This is a genomic window from Abyssisolibacter sp. ZYX002 (assembly GCF_056892235.1).
Map to the genome: position 1 here is coordinate 897,912 of NZ_JARMXH010000001.1, position 17,837 is coordinate 915,748.

Here is a 17,837-nt window from a genome sequence, read left to right on the forward strand (position 1 = left end):
AGGGTTTATGCCTTTTTATCTTCTTCTTTTGGTAATGCATCTTTTCTTGAAAGATTTATTCTACCTTGATTATCTATTTGTGTTACTTTTACTAATACTTCATCTCCTACGCTAAGCACATCTTCTACTTTTTTGATTCTCTCTTTTGCTATATTTGAAATGTGAATCAATCCTTCTTTACCTGGTTGTAATTCACAGAAAGCCCCAAATGTTGTTATTCTAACAACTTTAGCTAGATAAACCTCGCCTATTTCTATATCTTTTACTATGTTCTCTATTAACTCTACTGCTCTTTTACCACCTGCTGCATCGTTTGTAGATATTGTAACTTTTCCATCATCTTCTATGTCGATTTTTACTCCTGTTTCATCTATTATCTTGTTTATTGTTTTTCCTCCTGCTCCTATAACCTCTCTAATCTTTTCTGGGTTAATTTCCATTGTAAATATTCTTGGAGCATATTCTGATAATTCTTCTCTTGGAGTACTTATTACTTCGTTCATTCTATCTAGTATAAACAATCTACCTACTCTGGCTTTTTCTAATGCTTCTGTTAGTATAGCTTTGTCTATTCCGTGTATCTTTATATCCATTTGGATCGCTGTAATTCCATCTTTTGTTCCTGCTACTTTGAAATCCATATCTCCAAGGAAATCTTCAAGTCCTTGTATATCTGATAGTATACTTACATTATCTTCTTGCTTTATAAGTCCCATTGCTATACCTGCTACTGGGTCCTTGATTGGTACTCCTGCATCTAATAGTGCTAATGTACTACCACATACACTTGCTTGTGATGATGAACCGTTTGAGCTAAGAACCTCTGATACTAATCTTATTGTATATGGGAAATCACCTTCTGATGGTAATACTGGAACTAATGCTCTTTCTGCTAATGCTCCATGTCCTATTTCCCTTCTACCTGGTCCTCTCATAGGTCTTGCATCTCCTACACAATAAGGTGGGAAGTTGTAGTGGTGCATATATCTTTTCTTTTCTTCTTTGTCATTTAGTCCATCTAGTATCTGTACATCTCCTGGTGCTCCTAATGTTGCTATTGTTAATGCTTGTGTTTGACCTCTTGTAAATAACCCAGAGCCATGTGTTCTTGGAAGTAGACCAACTTCACATGTTATCTTTCTTATCTCATCAAGCTCTCTATTGTCTGGTCGTATTTTATCTACTGTAATCATTTTACGAACTTCTTTTTTAAGCATAGAGTTCAGTGTCTCATTGATATCTATTTTGTTATCTGGATATTTCTCTAAAAATACTTCTTTCACTTCTTCTTTCACTTTGTCTATATTATCTATTCTCTCTTGCTTTTCTTCTGTCTTTATTGCATCTATAAGTTTTTCTGATGCAAACTCTATTATTTCGCTTTCTATTTGCTCGTCAACTTTAAATAGTTTAACTTCTAACTTTTCTTTTCCTACTTCTTCTTTTATCGTATTTACAAAGTCACATATTTTTTTGATTTCCTCGTGTGCATATAATATAGCATCTAGCATCTTTTGCTCTGATATCTCATTTGATCCTGCTTCTACCATCATTACTGCATCTTTTGTTCCTGCTACTGTTAAATGTAGGTCTGATTTTTCTGTTTGATCTTTTGTTGGATTTAGTATGAATTCATCATCTATTAATCCTATATTTACTGCACCTGTTGGCCCATCAAACGGTATATCTGATATGCTTAGCGCTATTGATGAACCCACCATCGCTACTACGTCTGGTAAGCAATCTTGATCTACTGATAATACTGTTGCTACAACTTGAACATCATTTCTAAATCCCTTTGGAAATAATGGTCTAAGTGGTCTGTCTATCAGTCTCGATGTTAATACTGATTTATCGCTTGGCTTTCCTTCTCTTTTTATAAATCCACCAGGTATTTTACCTACTGCATACAATTTCTCCTGGAATTCTACGCTTAATGGGAAAAAGTCTATTCCATCTCTTGGTTCTTTTGATGCTGTAGCATTTACCATAACAACAGTATCTCCATATCTAACTAGACAAGAACCATTTGCCTGTTCACAAACTTTTCCTGTTGTTACTGTAAGTTTTCTTCCTCCAATGGAAAACTCGAAATTCTTTTCCATAATAACCTCCTTTAGTTATCTTATTTCTTATTTTATGAATTAGCCTTGGATTAAATACGCTTAGCCTTCTGTCCGTATCATCATAAAAATTTGAATATTATACTATTCCTATCAAAATATATAGTATATTATTCAAAATCATATGAATAATACAGACTGTCATACATTATTATGTTATCCATTTATGTATGTATTTATAATGCAATATAAGCTATCATTATAATAATAGAGCGGGTAATCCCCGCTCCAAATTATTTTCTTAATCCAAGTCTTGCTATTAATTCACGATATCTAACGATGTCTTTAGCTTTTAAGTATTTTAAGAAGCCTTTTCTCTTACCTACCATTTTTAATAGACCTCTTCTTGAGTGATGGTCTTTTTTGTGCACTTTTAAATGCTCGTTTAAATCATTGATTCTGTAAGTTAATAAAGCTACTTGAACTTCTGGTGAACCAGTATCTCCTTCGTGTGTTTTATACTGGTCGATAATTTCTAATTTCTTTTCATTATTAATCATGTCATACCTCCTATATTCTACATACTCCTAAAGCCATGTATCAGCCGAGGTAACTAAATACAGAGCAAAAGGAAATTACAACTTATTTTATCATAACCATATATTAATGTAAACCCTGTTAATGAATTATATTTGATAAATTGCTTATATCTTTTCTTATTTGAGTTATTAGTTCTTCTTTTGATTTAAATTTTTTCTCTGGTCTTATAAAATCAATAAGCTCTACACTTATATCTTTACCATATATGTCTTCATTAAACCCTAGTAAATGTGTTTCTACTACTAATTCTTTTCCATCAAATGTAGGAGTTAATCCAATATTAGTAATACCGTTATACTCTTTAGAGTTATATAATACTCTTGTTTTATAAACTCCTAGTTTTGGTATTATAGATTTGTTGATTTTTATATTGGCCGTTGGAAAACCTAGCTTTTTGCCTAATGTTTTCCCCTTTAGCACTTTTCCTTTTAACGTAAAATTCCTACCTAGTAGTATGTTTGCTGTACTTATGTTTCCATCTTTTATTAGCTTTCTTATATAAGTACTGCTAATTATTTGCCCTGATTTACATTTGACTGGTGATACTACTATTACTTCTATGCCATATTTTTTGGCAATTTCTTTTAGTGTATCAACATCTCCTTGCCCCTTATAACCAAATCTATAGTTAAACCCTATTGTTATAAGCTTGACGTTGAATCTGTCTATCAATATTTTTTTGATAAATTCCTCTGGTGATAGCTTCATTATATCTTGGCTAAAGTCTATCATACATAGATAATCTATGCCCATTTTTTTTAGTTCTTTTTCTTTTTGTGTATTATCCATTAATAGTTCTATATTGTTATCTTTATCTAAGACTGTCTTTGTGTTGGTAAGAAAAGTAAAGACCATGCTTTTTAGTCCTAACTCTTCACTTTTTTGCTTCATTATATTTATTAGTTTTTGATGTCCTATATGTAGACCATCAAAGTTTCCTAATGCTATAGCTACTTTTTCTTTTATTTTTGTATTGTCATTCACATAAAGTTGCACATCTATCACCTTTTTATGAAAACTTTTTGCATTTTTAGTTTTCTTATGTTATCTTTTAAATTTATTTTACCTATTCCTATGAAAGTTCCTTTACAATAAACTCTATATAATATATCTTCACTATATTTTTTATCGTAAATCCTTATTTTTACCCCATTTATTATATTTGTAAAATATTTGTCGTGAATATATAACTTTGGAGTAGTATATAAAACATAATCTATTGGTTTTAGTAATGACTCTAGCTCACCATTATTTGCTATTTGCTCTATTTCTTCTAGTGTTTTTGCAGTGCAGTGCTTAAATACTCCCACTTTAGAGCGTAGCAAAAAGTTCATGTATCCATATGTTCCTAATTTTTCACCGATATCATTACATAATGTTCTCACATATGTACCTTTGGAACATTCTACATCAAATATAGCCTTTGTGTTATTTATGTGGATTATTTCTATTTTGTAAATATATATATCTCTAGCTTGTACATCCACACTTTTCCCTTCTCTGGCTAGTTCGTATAGCTTTTTTCCATCTTTCTTCAATGCTGAATACATTGGTGGAATTTGCTTTATTTGACCAATAAAACTGTTTATTGCTCCAGCAAATTCTTCTACGGTTACTGTTTTGTCTGATATATTTATGACTTTTCCATATCTATCTTGTGTATCTGTTTGCTTACCTAATACAACTTCACATCTATAACTTTTTTTATCGTCTGATAAAAACTGAGCCACTTTTGTAGCTCTCCCTAGACATATTGGTAATACTCCTACTGCATTTGGATCAAGTGTACCTGTATGTCCAACTTTTTTTTGGTGAGCTACTCTTCTTATAAAGCTAACTACATCATGTGATGTCATCCCTGTAGGTTTAAAAACATTTAATATTCCATCCATATCTATCACCCTAGCACATTTTTCATCTCTGATATTATATTTTGTTTTGCTACTTCTACTGAGGATTCTATAGTACATCCAGCAGCTCTTATATGGCCTCCACCACCAAATTTCTGTGCTATTTTTGCCACATCTACAAAACTCTTTGATCTGAGACTTGCTTTAACTTTATTTTCTCCTATTTTCTTAATATGACAAGCTACTTCAACTGTATCAATATCTCTAGCATACTCAACTATTCCTTCTGTAACTACCTGTAATTCATCGTCATTTGTCACTATAGCTAGTTTATTATTATAATAGAATTCTATATTTTTTAGTGTGTTTATAAAGTATAATGCCTCTTCTAGTTTTACGCTTTGATATACCCTTTTTGTTATCTGATTTAAATCTATTCCTTTTCCTAGTAGCTCTCCAGCTATCATGTGTGTCTCTTTTGTTGTATTGTCGTATTTAAAACTGCCTGTATCTGTTGAAATAGCAACATATATGGATGTTGCTATTTCTATATTTATATCAAATTGCATTTCTTTTAATATTTTATAAACTATCTCTCCTGTTGAACTAGCTTTTCTAAATACAATGTTTAAATCACCAAAGTCTGTATTACTTATATGATGGTCTATATTTATTACAAAAGAGTTATCTAATAGATACTCGTATTTCCCTATCCTTTTTTCATCTCCACAGTCAAGTACTATCATTACATCATAACGACTGTGCTCCTCTGGAGGAATCACACTACTATAATTTGATAAAAAATCATATTTAGATGGTATATCATCACTTTTTAGTATGTCTACTTTGCCTTTATAAAGCTCTTTAAGTGCTGTCCCTAGCGAAAGTAATGATCCTATATTATCTCCGTCTGGTTTTATATGTGATATTAAACCTATTTTACCTGCTTCATTAAGCTTTTTTGTAAAATGGCCCACTTGTTTTTTAAACATCTTCATCATTTTTTTTGCTTTCTTGCTTTTTAACTTTTTCTATTAATTGGTTCATGTATATACCATTTTCTATAGATTTATCTAAATGTATTTCAATTTCTGGTATATATTTAAGTTTGATTTTTTTCCCTATTTCTCTTCTCATAAAGCCTGATGCTTTTTTTAGTGCTTCTATTGTATGCTTTCTCTCTTTTTCACTCCCAAAGACTGACACATACACTTTGGCATATCTCATATCTCTAGTTACTGATACTTCTACTATACTTGTCATTGGTGCTATTCTAGGGTCTTTGAGCTGTGTTCTAATTAAGGTGCTTATTATCTTCTTAATCTCTTCTGAGATTCTTCCTAATCTACTATTTGAACTCATATACAAGTTCACCTCTTTCAACTGTGTTTACTATAAACATTATTTTCTTTTAATTTCTTCTATTACAAAAGCCTCTATTACATCGCCTTCTTTAACGTCATTAAAGTTTTTGATGCCTATTCCACCTTCATAGCCTGTTGCAAGTTCTTTCACATCATCTTTGAATCTCTTTAATGATCCTATTTCGCCTTCATGTATTACTATATTATCTCTTAGTAATCTTAGGTTAGCATTTCTAGTAATTTTACCATCTATTACGTAAACACCCGCTATTAATCCGATGTTTGGAACTTTAAATGTAGCTCTTATCTCTGCTCTACCTATTGCAACTTCTTTAAATTCTGGCTCTAGCATACCAGTTATGGCATCTTGTATATCTTCTATTGCTTTATAAATTATTCTATATGTTCTAACATCTACTTCTTCTGTCTTAGCTACACTCATAGCTGATATCGTAGGTCTTACGTTGAAGCCTATTACTATCGCATTTGAAGCTGTTGCAAGCATTATATCACTTTCTGTTATTGCTCCAACTCCACCATGGATTATTCTAACTTTAACTTCTTCATTGCTTAATTTTTCTAGTGATTGTCTCACTGCTTCTATTGAACCTTTTACATCTGCTTTTAAGATTATGTTCAAGTCTTTTATCTGACCTGATTGTATTTGAGTAAATAAATCATCTAATGAAACTACTTGTCTAGATTTATTTCTTTCATCTCTTAATTTTTGTTTTCTCTTTTCTGCTATGTTTCTTGCTATTTTTTCATCATCTACTACATAAAAAATTTCTCCTGCATCTGGAACTTCTGAAAGACCCATAATCTCTACTGCTGTTGACGGTCCTGCTTTTTTTACTTTTTTACCTTTTTCGTCTAGCATTGCTCTTATTTTACCACTAGCAGCTCCTGCTACAAAAGCATCTGATACTCTAAGTGTTCCCTTTTGTATTAGTACTGTCGCTAGCGATCCTTTTCCTTTGTGAAGCTCTGCCTCTATTACTGTTCCTACTGCTCTTCTATTTGGATTTGCTTTTAACTCTAGCATCTCTGCTACTAGTGTAATCATCTCTAAGAGTTCTTCTACTCCCTGACCCTTTAAAGCTGAAACTGGAACCATTATTGTATCTCCACCCCAGTCTTCTGATACTAATCCTTGCTCTGCTAGCTCTTGTATTACTCTATCTGGATTCGCGCCTTCTTTGTCTATTTTGTTTATTGCTACTATTATTGGTACTCCTGCTGCTTTTGCATGGTTTATTGCCTCAATTGTCTGTGGCATTACTCCGTCGTCTGCAGCTACTACTAGTATTGCTATATCTGTAATTTGTGCTCCTCTGGCTCTCATAGACGTAAAAGCCTCATGCCCTGGAGTATCTAAAAATACTATTTTCTTACCGTTGATTCTAACTGTTGAAGCTCCTATGTGCTGTGTAATTCCACCTGCTTCTTTGTTAGCTATATGTGAACTTCTAATATAATCTAATAAAGATGTTTTACCATGGTCAACGTGACCCATTACTGTCACTACTGGTGGTCTTGGTTTTAGATCCTTCTCATCATCTTCAAAGTCTAACTCGTTTAGTTCCTCTTCGTCTTCCTGAGTTTGTACTATGCTAAATCCGTACTCTTCTCCTATTATTGATGCTGTATCAAAATCTATATCTTGATTAACACTAGCCATTACTCCTAGTGCCATTAATTTACCTATTAGTTGTGTTGGGCTAATGTTTAATAGCTCGGCAAAGTCTTTTACTATTATTGTATCGCCCATTTCTATTTCATTTTCTTTCTTCTCTTCTTTTACTGTTTCTCTTTTGTTTTCTTTTTTAGTTTCTTTTTTTGGTGCTTTTTTCTCTTCTTTTTTGTTTTTTGTATTCTCTTTTTTATCTATTGTTTTCGTCTCCTCTTCTACTGCCGATTCTTGTTCTGTAAATAATTGATGTATAATCTCTAATGTCTCATCATCTACTGTGCTCATATGATTATTAACTTCGACATCCATATCTTTTAAGTTTTTGATTAACTCTTTACTACTTATATCTAATTCTTTCGCTATTTGATATATTCTTTTTTTGGTCATATATCTGTTCCACCCCCTAAATTTTTAAGGAATTATCCTAATCTTTAGGATAATTTATGCCTGTACTATAGTAGCTTTTTTAGAGCGTTTGAGTATTGCTCATTACATACAACTATAGTTGATATTAAATCTTTACCAATGCTATGGCCTAGTAATTCTTTGCTGCCGATGATATGATGCTCTATATCGTACTTTTTAGAAAGCTTTATGAATTTGCTTTTTGTATTATCGGATGCATCTTCTGCTATTATTAACATATAGCCTTTTCTTTTCTTTATTGCGTCTACACTTGGTGTCTCGCCAGCTTTCAAATATCCTGCTTTTTTACCTATTCCTAGCATTGAGTAGAATTTGTTATTCATTATCTATTTCCCTTCTTAGCTCTTCATACGTCTCCTCAGAAATATTCGAGCCTAAGTTGTTTTTTAGCCTTTTTGATTTTATTTCTTTTTCTAAGCATTCTTTATTTCTGCAAATATAAGCTCCTCTACCATTAGCTTTCCCTGTCAGATCTATAAATACTTCGTTTTCTTTATTTTTGACTACTCTTATTAAATCTCTTTTATCTTTTCTTTCTCCACATATAACGCATTTTCTTAGTGGTACTTTTCTATTTTTCACATGCATCACTCCGTTACTTCTATATCTTCTATAATACTTTCACCTATATTTTCTCTTGCTTGGCTTTCACTCTTTATATCAATCTTCCATCCTGTTAGTTTTGCTGCTAGTCTAGCATTTTGACCTTCTTTACCTATTGCTAGTGAAAGCTGATAGTCAGGAACTACTACTGATGCTGATTTTTCTTTTTCATCCACTATTTTTACGCTTACTACTTTTGCTGGAGATAAACTATTTGTTATAAACTCTTTTATATCTTTACTCCAAGTTATTATATCAATTTTTTCTCCTCTTAATTCGTCAACTATTGATTTTACTCTTAATCCTTTATGTCCTACACAAGCTCCAACTGAATCAACTGTTTCATCGTTTGAATATACTGCTATTTTTGTTCTTGAACCTGCTTCTCTAGATATGCTATATATATCTACTATTCCTTCGTGTATCTCTGGGACTTCTAGTTCAAATAATCTTCTTACAAAACCAGGATGTGTTCTAGAAAGAAGGATTTGAGGACCTTTTGTTGTCTTTTTTACTTCTAATACATATGCTTTTACCCTATCTCCTTGTTTGTAAACATCATTTCTAATCTGTTCACTTGGAAGCAATACTCCTTCTATTTTGCCTAGATTTATCATTACATTGTTCTTGTTAATTCTTTGAACTGTACCTGTAATGATTTCTGTTTCTTTGTTAATAAAATAATCATAGATTATTTCTCTTTCTGCTTCTCTAATTCTTTGAACTACTACTTGCTTAGCTGTTTGTGCTGCTATTCTACCAAAATTTCTTGGAGTTACCTCTACATTAACTACATCTTCTAATTCATACACACTATCTATCTCTTTTGCGTTTTTTAATGATATCTCTAATAATTCATCTTCAACCTCTTCTACTACTATTTTCTTTGCGTAAACTTTTACATCTCCTGTTTCATTATTTATTATAACTTCAACATTGCTAGATGATCCAAAGTTTCTTTTATATGCTGTTATTAATGCTGCTTCTATAGCGCTAATAAGTATCTCTTTAGCTATACCCTTCTGCTTTTCAATTTCATCTAAAGCCTGAATAAACTCAGCTCTCATTTTAAATTTACCTCCCCATTATATAAATATTGCTAAATTTATTTTTGATATCTGATCCCTTTGTAATTCTAAAGGCTCACTATCATCTTCTTGTATTGTAACTGTGTTAGCATCAAATTTTAATAATTTACCTACCAATTTTTTACTACCATTTATAGATTTATACAAACTTACCTCAACATATTCCTCTAAATTTTTCTGGAAGTCCTCGTCTGTTTTAAATGGTCTATCTATTCCCGGGGATGATACTTCTAAGAAATAATTTATGTCTATAGGGTCTTTTTCATCAAGCTCACCACTTAGCTTTTTGCTAATTTGCTCACACTCGTCAATATTAATACCACCGGGTTTGTCTACAAATACTCTAAGATATGTATATGCTCCTTCTTTGACAAAATCAACATCTACTAGAAAAAATTCTGTGCCCTCTAATATATTTATGACTAAATCTTTTACTAACTGTATTATGTCATGTTTTTTCATTTACTTCACCTCCATGTGTATTGTATTTATTTTTTTCTCTTAAGATCAGTGTTATTCATAGAAGATTATTAAGTTCTTCTATAAATAAAGTCTTGATTAACTTATAAAATTAAGGAGTAGGTTAGCCCCACTCCTTTCTTCTCAACTTCTTATGCTCACTAATACATATTGTATCATATTCTGTTATGAAAATCAAATTTATAATAAAAATATACTGATATTTATTATATTATCCCTTTACATTAATTTTTAATCATCTTTTCGTGGGCAGCAGTGAACACTTTCTTCCCACCATGCAAATGATATATCACTTATAGCACTTTCTGCATGGCAGATTGTCTTTAATAAATATAGTCTACATGTTCCCGGTGCTAAGATAATTGATCCATTAGGAAAACCATCTGATGTTGCAAAAGGTTTTATACTTCTGGAATAAACCTTAACCCCTTCGGTTAGTTTTATATCATTACCATACAATATTTTGCCTTTATTTTTATTGCATTTACAGCATCCTGTATTTCCTAGGGCTATATTGTGTGATTTTTCAAGATCCCCTTCTACTTTTGCCATAACATAAACTTCTACACTAATAGCGGTTGATGAATAATTGGCACAGCTTAGCTTATTCAAGAATAAATTTTTACGTGATTTCTTAGGGTTATATAGAACTATTGCCGAGTATAAGTCTTTACCAAACTCAACTCTTTCTGATACTCCATAATAATAATCACATTTTTTACTTTGTGCATAACCTTCTCCTACTCTTGTAACAAGCTTAGGTCTTAAGCAACTACAACCACATCTATTCTCTTCCATTACATACACCACCATCTATTATCAATTATTATACAAGCTTCCTTATATATATTATGGCATTTTGGTTTATATGGTTAACTTGTAGGTTAAAAATTAAAAAGACTTAACTGATTCTTTTCATGCATTCCTTCTAAGCATCCATGCTGCCTTAATGCTTCTATAGATGTCTTGTTTACCTTGGCTCTATTCATTAAATCTTCTATTGATATAAATTCTCCCTTTTGTCTTTCTTTTACTATGTTTCTTGCTGCGTTTTCTCCGACACCTTGAAGCGACTTCAATGGAGGTACTATATACCCGTCTATTAACAGGAATTTATCACTATCTGATTTGTATAAATCCACTCTCTTTAGTTTATACCCTCTTGCATACATCTCTAGTGCTACCTCTAATACTGTAAGTAGATTCTTTTCTTTTGCTGTTTTAGAGTTTCCCATTTCCTCAAGCTGCGAAATTGTGTCTCTAACTACTTCTATACCTTGTACTATCAAGTGAGCATCAAAATCTACTGCCTTAGTTGTAAAATAGGTTGCATAAAAAGCTTCTGGGTGATGAACCTTAAAATACGCTATCCTAAACGACATCATAACGTACGCTACTGCATGCGCTTTAGGAAACATGTATTTGATTTTTTTACATGACTCTATATACCACTGCGGTATTTCCATTTCTTTCATATAGCTTTCATCTTCTTCTGTAAGCCCTTTACCTTTTCTTACTTTCTCCATAATGGTAAATGCCCTCTTTTTTTCTAGTCCATTATATATTAGATATGTCATAATATCATCTCTTGTAGCTATAACACTTTTTAATGTAGTTGTCCCTGCTCTTACTAACTCTTGCCCATTGTTTAGCCACACATCTGTTCCATGAGATAATCCACTTATTCGAACTAACTCATCAAATGTTGTTGGCATCGTATCTAGTAACATCTGTCTTACAAACTTTGTACCGAACTCAGGTATTCCAAATGTCCCTACTTTACAGTTTATATCATCTTCTGTTATCCCAAGCACATCTGTTGATGTAAATATTGACATTGTAGCTTTATCATCTAACGATATATTTTGTGCATTCTCTCCTGTTAAATCTTCAAGCATCCTGATTATAGATGGTGTATCATGTCCTAGTATATCGAGCTTTAGTATCCTACCACTTATTGAATGATAATCAAAATGCATAGTTATAACTCCCGATTTTTTATCATTTGCAGGATATTGTATTGGTGAAAAATCATGTACATCTTTATCTCTTGGTACAACCATTACTCCTCCAGGATGCTGTCCTGTTGTTCTTTTTACTCCTGTACAACCTAACGTAAGCCTATTTGTCTCAGCATTGTTTATTATCATGTCTCTTTCGCTAAAGTATTTTTTTACAAATCCATATGCTGTCTTTTCTGCTATTGTTCCTATCGTCCCTGCTCTATAAACATGTCCTTCTCCAAACAACTCCTCTACATAGTGATGTGCTGTTGGTTGATACTCTCCTGCAAAGTTTAAGTCTATATCAGGCTCTTTATCTCCCTCAAAACCAAGAAATGTCTCAAATGGTATGTCATGACCATCTTTTATATACTGAGTGCCACAGTTAGGGCAGTTTTTGTCTGGCATATCTACTCCACTTGAATAGCTTCCATCTTCAATGAATTCACTGTTCTTGCATTTCGGGCATACATAGTGTGGAGGTAATGGATTAACCTCTGTTATGCCACTCATAGTTGCTACGAATGATGAACCTACTGACCCTCTTGATCCAACTAGGTATCCATCATCTAGTGATTTTTTTACTAACTTTTGCGATATAATATATAACACTGCATAACCATTTTGTATTATTGAATTTAGTTCTCTATCCAGTCTCTTTTTAACTAGTTCTGGTAACTGCTCTCCATATATTTCTTTGGTTTTGTTGTTTGTTATATTAAATAGTTCATCATCTGATCCATCAAGTATCGGTGGAAATGTTCCATCTGGTATTGGCAATATCTCCTCTACCATATCTGCTATAAGATTTGTATTTTTTACTACTACTTCATGAGATTCATCTTTGCCTAGATACTCAAATTCTTTTAACATCTCGTCTGTTGTTTTAAAGTATAAAGGTGGTTGATTATCACTGTCATCAAAGCCTTTTCCGCTCATCAGTATACGTCTAAAAATCTCATCCTTTTTTTCTAAAAAATGAACGTCTCCTGTTGCTACTACTAGCTTCTTATATTTCTTTCCTAAGTCATATATCTTCTTGTTTATATCTTGAAGTTCTTTTTTATCTTTTACTAAGCCCTGCCTTATCATAAAATCATTATTTCCAACTGGTTGTATCTCTAAAAAATCATAAAAATCCATCAATTTTTTAAGTTCATTTTCACTCTTATTCTCTAATACTGCTTTATAAAATTCTCCTGCCTCGCAAGCCGTCCCTAATATCAGACCTTCTCTATATTTAGTTAATATAGATTTTGGTATTCTAGGCTTTCTATAAAAATAGCTAATATGTGACTCTGATACTAGTTTGTATAAGTTTTTGAGACCTACATAGTTCTTTGCTATGATTATTATGTGATATGTTCTACCTGTTTTGTAGTTTATCTCTTTGTTAAATACGGTATTTATATCCTCTAGCATACTCACGTCTTCATCCTGTAGTTTTTCTAATAACTTCAAGAAAATTTCTGCAGTAGCTTTCGCATCATCGCAAGCTCTATGATGATTTTCTAAACTTACTTTGAAGTGTTTTGCTAGCCTATTTAGTTTATGTGTCTTTAGCTCTGTTAACATAAGCCTACTTAACTGTAATGTATCTAAATAAGTAAAATCAAATTCTATGTTTAATCTATTACAATTTTGTTTTATAAAACCTATGTCAAAATTAGCATTATGTGCTACTAACACGCTTCCTTTTGCAAATTCTAAAAAATCTGGTAGAACTTTTTCTATAGGAGGCTGATTGCTCACCATTTGGTTTGTTATTCCTGTTAATTCTTGAATTTTCAGTGGTATATTTTTTTCTGGATTTACTAGTACATTATACGTATCCACTATTTTATTGTTTGATATTTTAACTGCTCCAATTTCTGTTATTCTATCGTTGATTGAAGATAACCCTGTTGTCTCTATATCAAACACTATATAGTCACAACCTATTGGTTGATTTTTCGTATTGATAACACTTGGCATACCATCGTTTAGTAAATATCCTTCCATACCATAAAGTATTTTTATTCCTAGTTTTCTAGATGCGTCTAATGCCTCAGGGAAACTCTGTACAACTCCATGGTCTGTTATAGCTATCGCACTATGTCCCCAATCCTTTGCCTGCTTTGCTAAGTCCTTGAAGCTAGTTATCCCATCCATATCACTCATTCTACTATGTAGATGAAGCTCTACTCTTTTTTCATCTGCAAGGTCATTGATTTTAGAACTAAATTGACAAACCTTCATATGCTTTGCCATCAATACAATTTCCCTAGAAAATGTATCATATATTGAATCTCCTGTTGTGATTATTCCCATACCTTTTTTGAGTTTCTCATCTAGTACTTCTTGTTGAGTTTTATTTGCAAAAACCTTTACCGTAATTGAATTTGTATAATCTGTTACATCAAATATGTACAGCTTTTTTTTGTTGTCTTTTAACATCCTTGACTCTAATCTAAATATTTCACCTCTTATGGTAACTCTACCTGAATCTGAACTTATTTCTGAAATTTTGATTAAGTCATCTTGTGTTTTTTTACCGTATATTATATTGTCATCTTTTGTGTTGTCAGATTTATTTTCTGTTTTCTTTACTTTATCTCTATTATCATTTGATTCTATGCTTATATTTTTCACTAGTTTTTCTTCTTCTTTTGCTCGTATTTCTTCATGCTCTTTTATGTTCTCTTCGCTTACTCCTATCACTTTAACATTTAAATCTCTATTAAACTCATCTGCAAACATATTTGCTATTATTTGTTTTATTTTTATTTTATTACTATTAACTAATGCTAATTGATTATCTATTTTTATACTAAGCGTATCATGGTCTACCTCCCATGATATCTTGTCTATCCACACATTTGCATGATTCATATTTTTTCTAAGTAAATACTTTATATTTTCAAAAGAGCTGTTTATGAGATCACTTAACTGCCCAAATACTTTTGTATTAATTAACTGTATTTCTACTGAGCTGTATTCGTTTAAACTACCACATATTTCTCTCTTTATATTATCAAATAACTGATAGTCAATTATATCATCTGTTTTCACTGTTATAACTAGCTTTCTTGTTTCTTTAATAAATGTAACTTTGTCTATTATCAATCTACTTATTTGCTGATTAGTTGCTATGTTAAGCTTCTCTAATAATTCACTTAATAACATATGACTCTCCCTTTCTTAATTGGGTTAATTAATGATGTATGTGAGAACCCTCACTTTAATATAATATCATAATTTACTCTTTTAAGCATATAAAAAACTTGGGTCAATTAAGCCCCTCTGGGAAAGTCTTTTTAATAAATTGTATTAGCTAAGCTTAGAAACCGCTAATATCTAAAAGATGCTTTCATGGATAACATTAACACCTAGAAATAGTTTAAGACATCTACGCCAGCCAGATAAAGGAAAAATAGATAATCTAAAATATTAAAATTAATAAAGTAGAATAACTTAATAGATATAAAAATGACTGTATAATTTCCATAAACCACTTGTACCTAACTTGACCACAATTTAAAAAATAAAGAGAACAAAACGGCTATCATATTTTTGATATAATAGCCGTTTATATACATTATTCTCATTTAATTCAAAGTAAAGGAATAGGAACAGTTTGTCGTAAAATTAATTAGTTTCTTAGTTTTAAATATTTTTCTCTTGCTTCATCAATAATTTCCTTTACATAATCTTCTACACCATTCTCAAGACTTCTTAAAGACATATCTTTACTATTTTCACCTTCTTTATCTAAAGAAACTTTCCCGAACGTTACTCCAAAAGGTGCAAAAATACCGAGTTCTTTTTCTTCTTTGTCTAAAAACAATAAGTATTCATTATTTTTTCTCATATTTTCGTAACCGTTAATAGTATAAATTTTGTTTGTTTTATTGTCATACATAGCGTATTCGTAAATTAATATATTATTGTCAACCTTTATTTTAGGATTATTTAATTTATTTTTATATACATCAGTAATTTTAAAACTAGATTTTGTATGTCCTCCTAAAAACATGCCATCGATTTTAGAGTAATCACGTTCAACATCAACTTCATCTATTTTGACACCTCTGATAATAATTGGAACTTTTTGCTCTAACTCCTTTAAAGAGTCAGCCCCATCGGTTTTCCCCTCAAAAGAAACAATTTCAGCTTTGGATTTATCATTTTTTTCAAAAGGATTTTGGAAAAAACAAACAATACTAAACAAAATCACAATACCTAGTACTCCTAATAATATATTTTTTTTCATTATTTTCATCCCTTCATTAATATATGACTTTAATACCAGCATAATCATCCGATAATGGATAAGCTTTATTATAATCATTAAAAATATCTTTATCTACTAATTAAGTAGATTTAAACTACATCATATATTATATCGGACAAGTTATGAAAAACTTGTAGTTTTATGGAATGAACAGAAAACTTAAGAAATTTAAAATAGCATAGACAAAATAGTTAAATTCAAGGACTTAGTGTTGGTTGTTTGCTTTGGCTCGATTGTATACTTAGTAAAATTAACAAGCCCAAATTACTATTTTGATACTAGCCTAATAATTGATATATTCAGCTATAGGATTTATATGCAAAGAAACTATAATGATAAACTAGTAAGAACTGAAATTTTTAAGTGTATTAATGGAAAACACGATTGCATAATCTCAATGGTCTTGTTGGAATTTAGTAGCAATGTGTGATGACTGTGAATAATAATAAAAAGGCTAAATAATTTATTTCTAAAAAATTATTTAGTCTCTTACTACTCCCTAATTTTTAATCTATCTTTGTTATTTATTCCAATACATCTATCATTTTAGTACATAGTTTAAATAAATCTTTTATTTTCTGAGCATCTTTAATTATTCTAGGCACTCTAATTTGCAATATTGTCTCATTTTCACCTAGATACTGATCATAAAGCTTACCTCCAGCATTTATGACATATAATTCAAATTTTTGCACATCTTCAATTAATTTTCTTATTTCTTCATTTGTAATCAGTTTTTCTACTATATCTTCATTATCTGTTTTTATTATAAATTTCTCATCAAAAGTACTGTAACCAGTCTTCACATCGCTATGCTGTAGTATCTCTCCTATACTAGAACCTATTCCTTTATTCCTAATACTAAAAAATGCATTTGTTGGATTTTTAAAACCAAAACGTATTCTAGTAGCTATTGAATCTCTAGTTCCTATTGTTGGAGATTTTATATCCATAAATATCTTATGATTTTTATATACATACTCTATGCGTGAATTAATGAAAAATGTATCATTAACATATCCGCCCCCGATTTCTGCAGCAACTTCTTTCCAGATTTCTTTTTTTGATTGACCAAATAAACTCATAATATCTCCCTCCTAACAATAACTTTAGACATAGAATACGCCTTTTATTTTTATTTGTCAAGGAGTTACAGCTTATAATCAATATCCACTCATAAAACCAAACGAGCCTAATTAACCTAGTAAATATGTACTTCTAAAGTATTTATGTAATAACAGTCAGTTCCATTATTTTCCTACATATGATAATATTAATAGCTGTTTTAAGAAAGGGGATAACTTTTCATATCATTATTTTACAAGTATAAAAGGAGCTATCTGTTTTTCAGATGCTCCTTTATAAAACACTAGCTTATTCTTTTATAAACTGAT

15 protein-coding genes are annotated in these 17,837 nt (G+C 31.1%); all 15 read right to left on the reverse strand.

Annotated elements, in window-relative coordinates; translation table 11 throughout:
• Nucleotides 1-5: 5 nt before the first annotated feature.
• Entirely contained in the window at nt 6-2,105 is a 2,100-nt protein-coding gene (locus tag P3X86_RS04000) for a polyribonucleotide nucleotidyltransferase (RefSeq protein ID WP_483291333.1), read from the reverse strand.
• A 251-nt stretch (nt 2,106-2,356) separates the two neighbouring features.
• Nucleotides 2,357-2,623 carry a 30S ribosomal protein S15 gene (gene rpsO, locus P3X86_RS04005; RefSeq protein WP_483291334.1) on the reverse strand — a complete coding sequence of 89 codons (267 nt, stop codon included), beginning with the start codon at nt 2,621-2,623 and terminating at the stop codon, nt 2,357-2,359.
• 118 nt (nt 2,624-2,741) lie between these two features.
• Nucleotides 2,742-3,659, reverse strand: a complete 918-nt coding sequence (locus P3X86_RS04010) for a bifunctional riboflavin kinase/FAD synthetase (RefSeq protein ID WP_483291335.1) — start codon at nt 3,657-3,659, stop codon at nt 2,742-2,744.
• Between the two features lie 5 nt (nt 3,660-3,664).
• The gene (gene truB, locus P3X86_RS04015) at nt 3,665-4,555 is read right to left on the reverse strand and encodes a tRNA pseudouridine(55) synthase TruB (protein WP_483291336.1); all 891 of its coding nucleotides are present in this window, start codon (nt 4,553-4,555) and stop codon (nt 3,665-3,667) included.
• A 5-nt stretch (nt 4,556-4,560) separates the two neighbouring features.
• Nucleotides 4,561-5,514: a DHH family phosphoesterase gene (locus P3X86_RS04020; RefSeq protein WP_483291337.1), complete on the reverse strand. Its 954-nt coding sequence runs from the start codon at nt 5,512-5,514 to the stop codon at nt 4,561-4,563.
• Nucleotides 5,498-5,875: a 30S ribosome-binding factor RbfA gene (gene rbfA / locus P3X86_RS04025; protein WP_483291338.1), complete on the reverse strand. Its 378-nt coding sequence runs from the start codon at nt 5,873-5,875 to the stop codon at nt 5,498-5,500. The genes P3X86_RS04020 and rbfA overlap by 17 nt, the downstream gene beginning before the upstream one ends.
• 39 nt (nt 5,876-5,914) lie before the next feature.
• Nucleotides 5,915-7,957 carry a translation initiation factor IF-2 gene (gene infB, locus P3X86_RS04030; RefSeq protein ID WP_483291339.1) on the reverse strand — a complete coding sequence of 681 codons (2,043 nt, stop codon included), beginning with the start codon at nt 7,955-7,957 and terminating at the stop codon, nt 5,915-5,917.
• 65 nt (nt 7,958-8,022) lie between these two features.
• The gene (locus tag P3X86_RS04035; RefSeq protein ID WP_483291340.1) at nt 8,023-8,319 is read right to left on the reverse strand and encodes a L7Ae/L30e/S12e/Gadd45 family ribosomal protein; all 297 of its coding nucleotides are present in this window, start codon (nt 8,317-8,319) and stop codon (nt 8,023-8,025) included.
• Nucleotides 8,312-8,578, reverse strand: a complete 267-nt coding sequence (rnpM, locus tag P3X86_RS04040; RefSeq protein WP_483291341.1) for an RNase P modulator RnpM — start codon at nt 8,576-8,578, stop codon at nt 8,312-8,314. Before rnpM ends, P3X86_RS04035 begins: the two co-directional genes overlap by 8 nt.
• 5 nt (nt 8,579-8,583) lie before the next feature.
• Nucleotides 8,584-9,666 carry a transcription termination factor NusA gene (gene nusA / locus P3X86_RS04045; protein WP_483291342.1) on the reverse strand — a complete coding sequence of 361 codons (1,083 nt, stop codon included), beginning with the start codon at nt 9,664-9,666 and terminating at the stop codon, nt 8,584-8,586.
• 18 nt (nt 9,667-9,684) lie between these two features.
• Nucleotides 9,685-10,149 (reverse strand): ribosome maturation factor RimP, encoded by a 465-nt coding sequence (locus tag P3X86_RS04050; protein ID WP_483291343.1) that lies wholly within the window; start codon nt 10,147-10,149, stop codon nt 9,685-9,687.
• Nucleotides 10,150-10,398: 249 nt separating this feature from the next.
• Entirely contained in the window at nt 10,399-10,965 is a 567-nt protein-coding gene (locus P3X86_RS04055; protein WP_483291344.1) for a DUF6143 family protein, read from the reverse strand.
• Between the two features lie 86 nt (nt 10,966-11,051).
• Complete coding sequence (locus P3X86_RS04060) at nt 11,052-15,335, reverse strand: PolC-type DNA polymerase III (protein ID WP_483291345.1); 4,284 nt, start codon at nt 15,333-15,335, stop codon at nt 11,052-11,054.
• Between the two features lie 466 nt (nt 15,336-15,801).
• The gene (locus P3X86_RS04065) at nt 15,802-16,422 is read right to left on the reverse strand and encodes a hypothetical protein (protein WP_483291346.1); all 621 of its coding nucleotides are present in this window, start codon (nt 16,420-16,422) and stop codon (nt 15,802-15,804) included.
• Nucleotides 16,423-16,967: 545 nt separating this feature from the next.
• A complete protein-coding gene (locus P3X86_RS04070) occupies nt 16,968-17,528 on the reverse strand; it encodes a hypothetical protein (RefSeq protein WP_483291347.1) in 561 nt (186 codons plus the stop codon).
• Nucleotides 17,529-17,837: the final 309 nt, after the last annotated feature.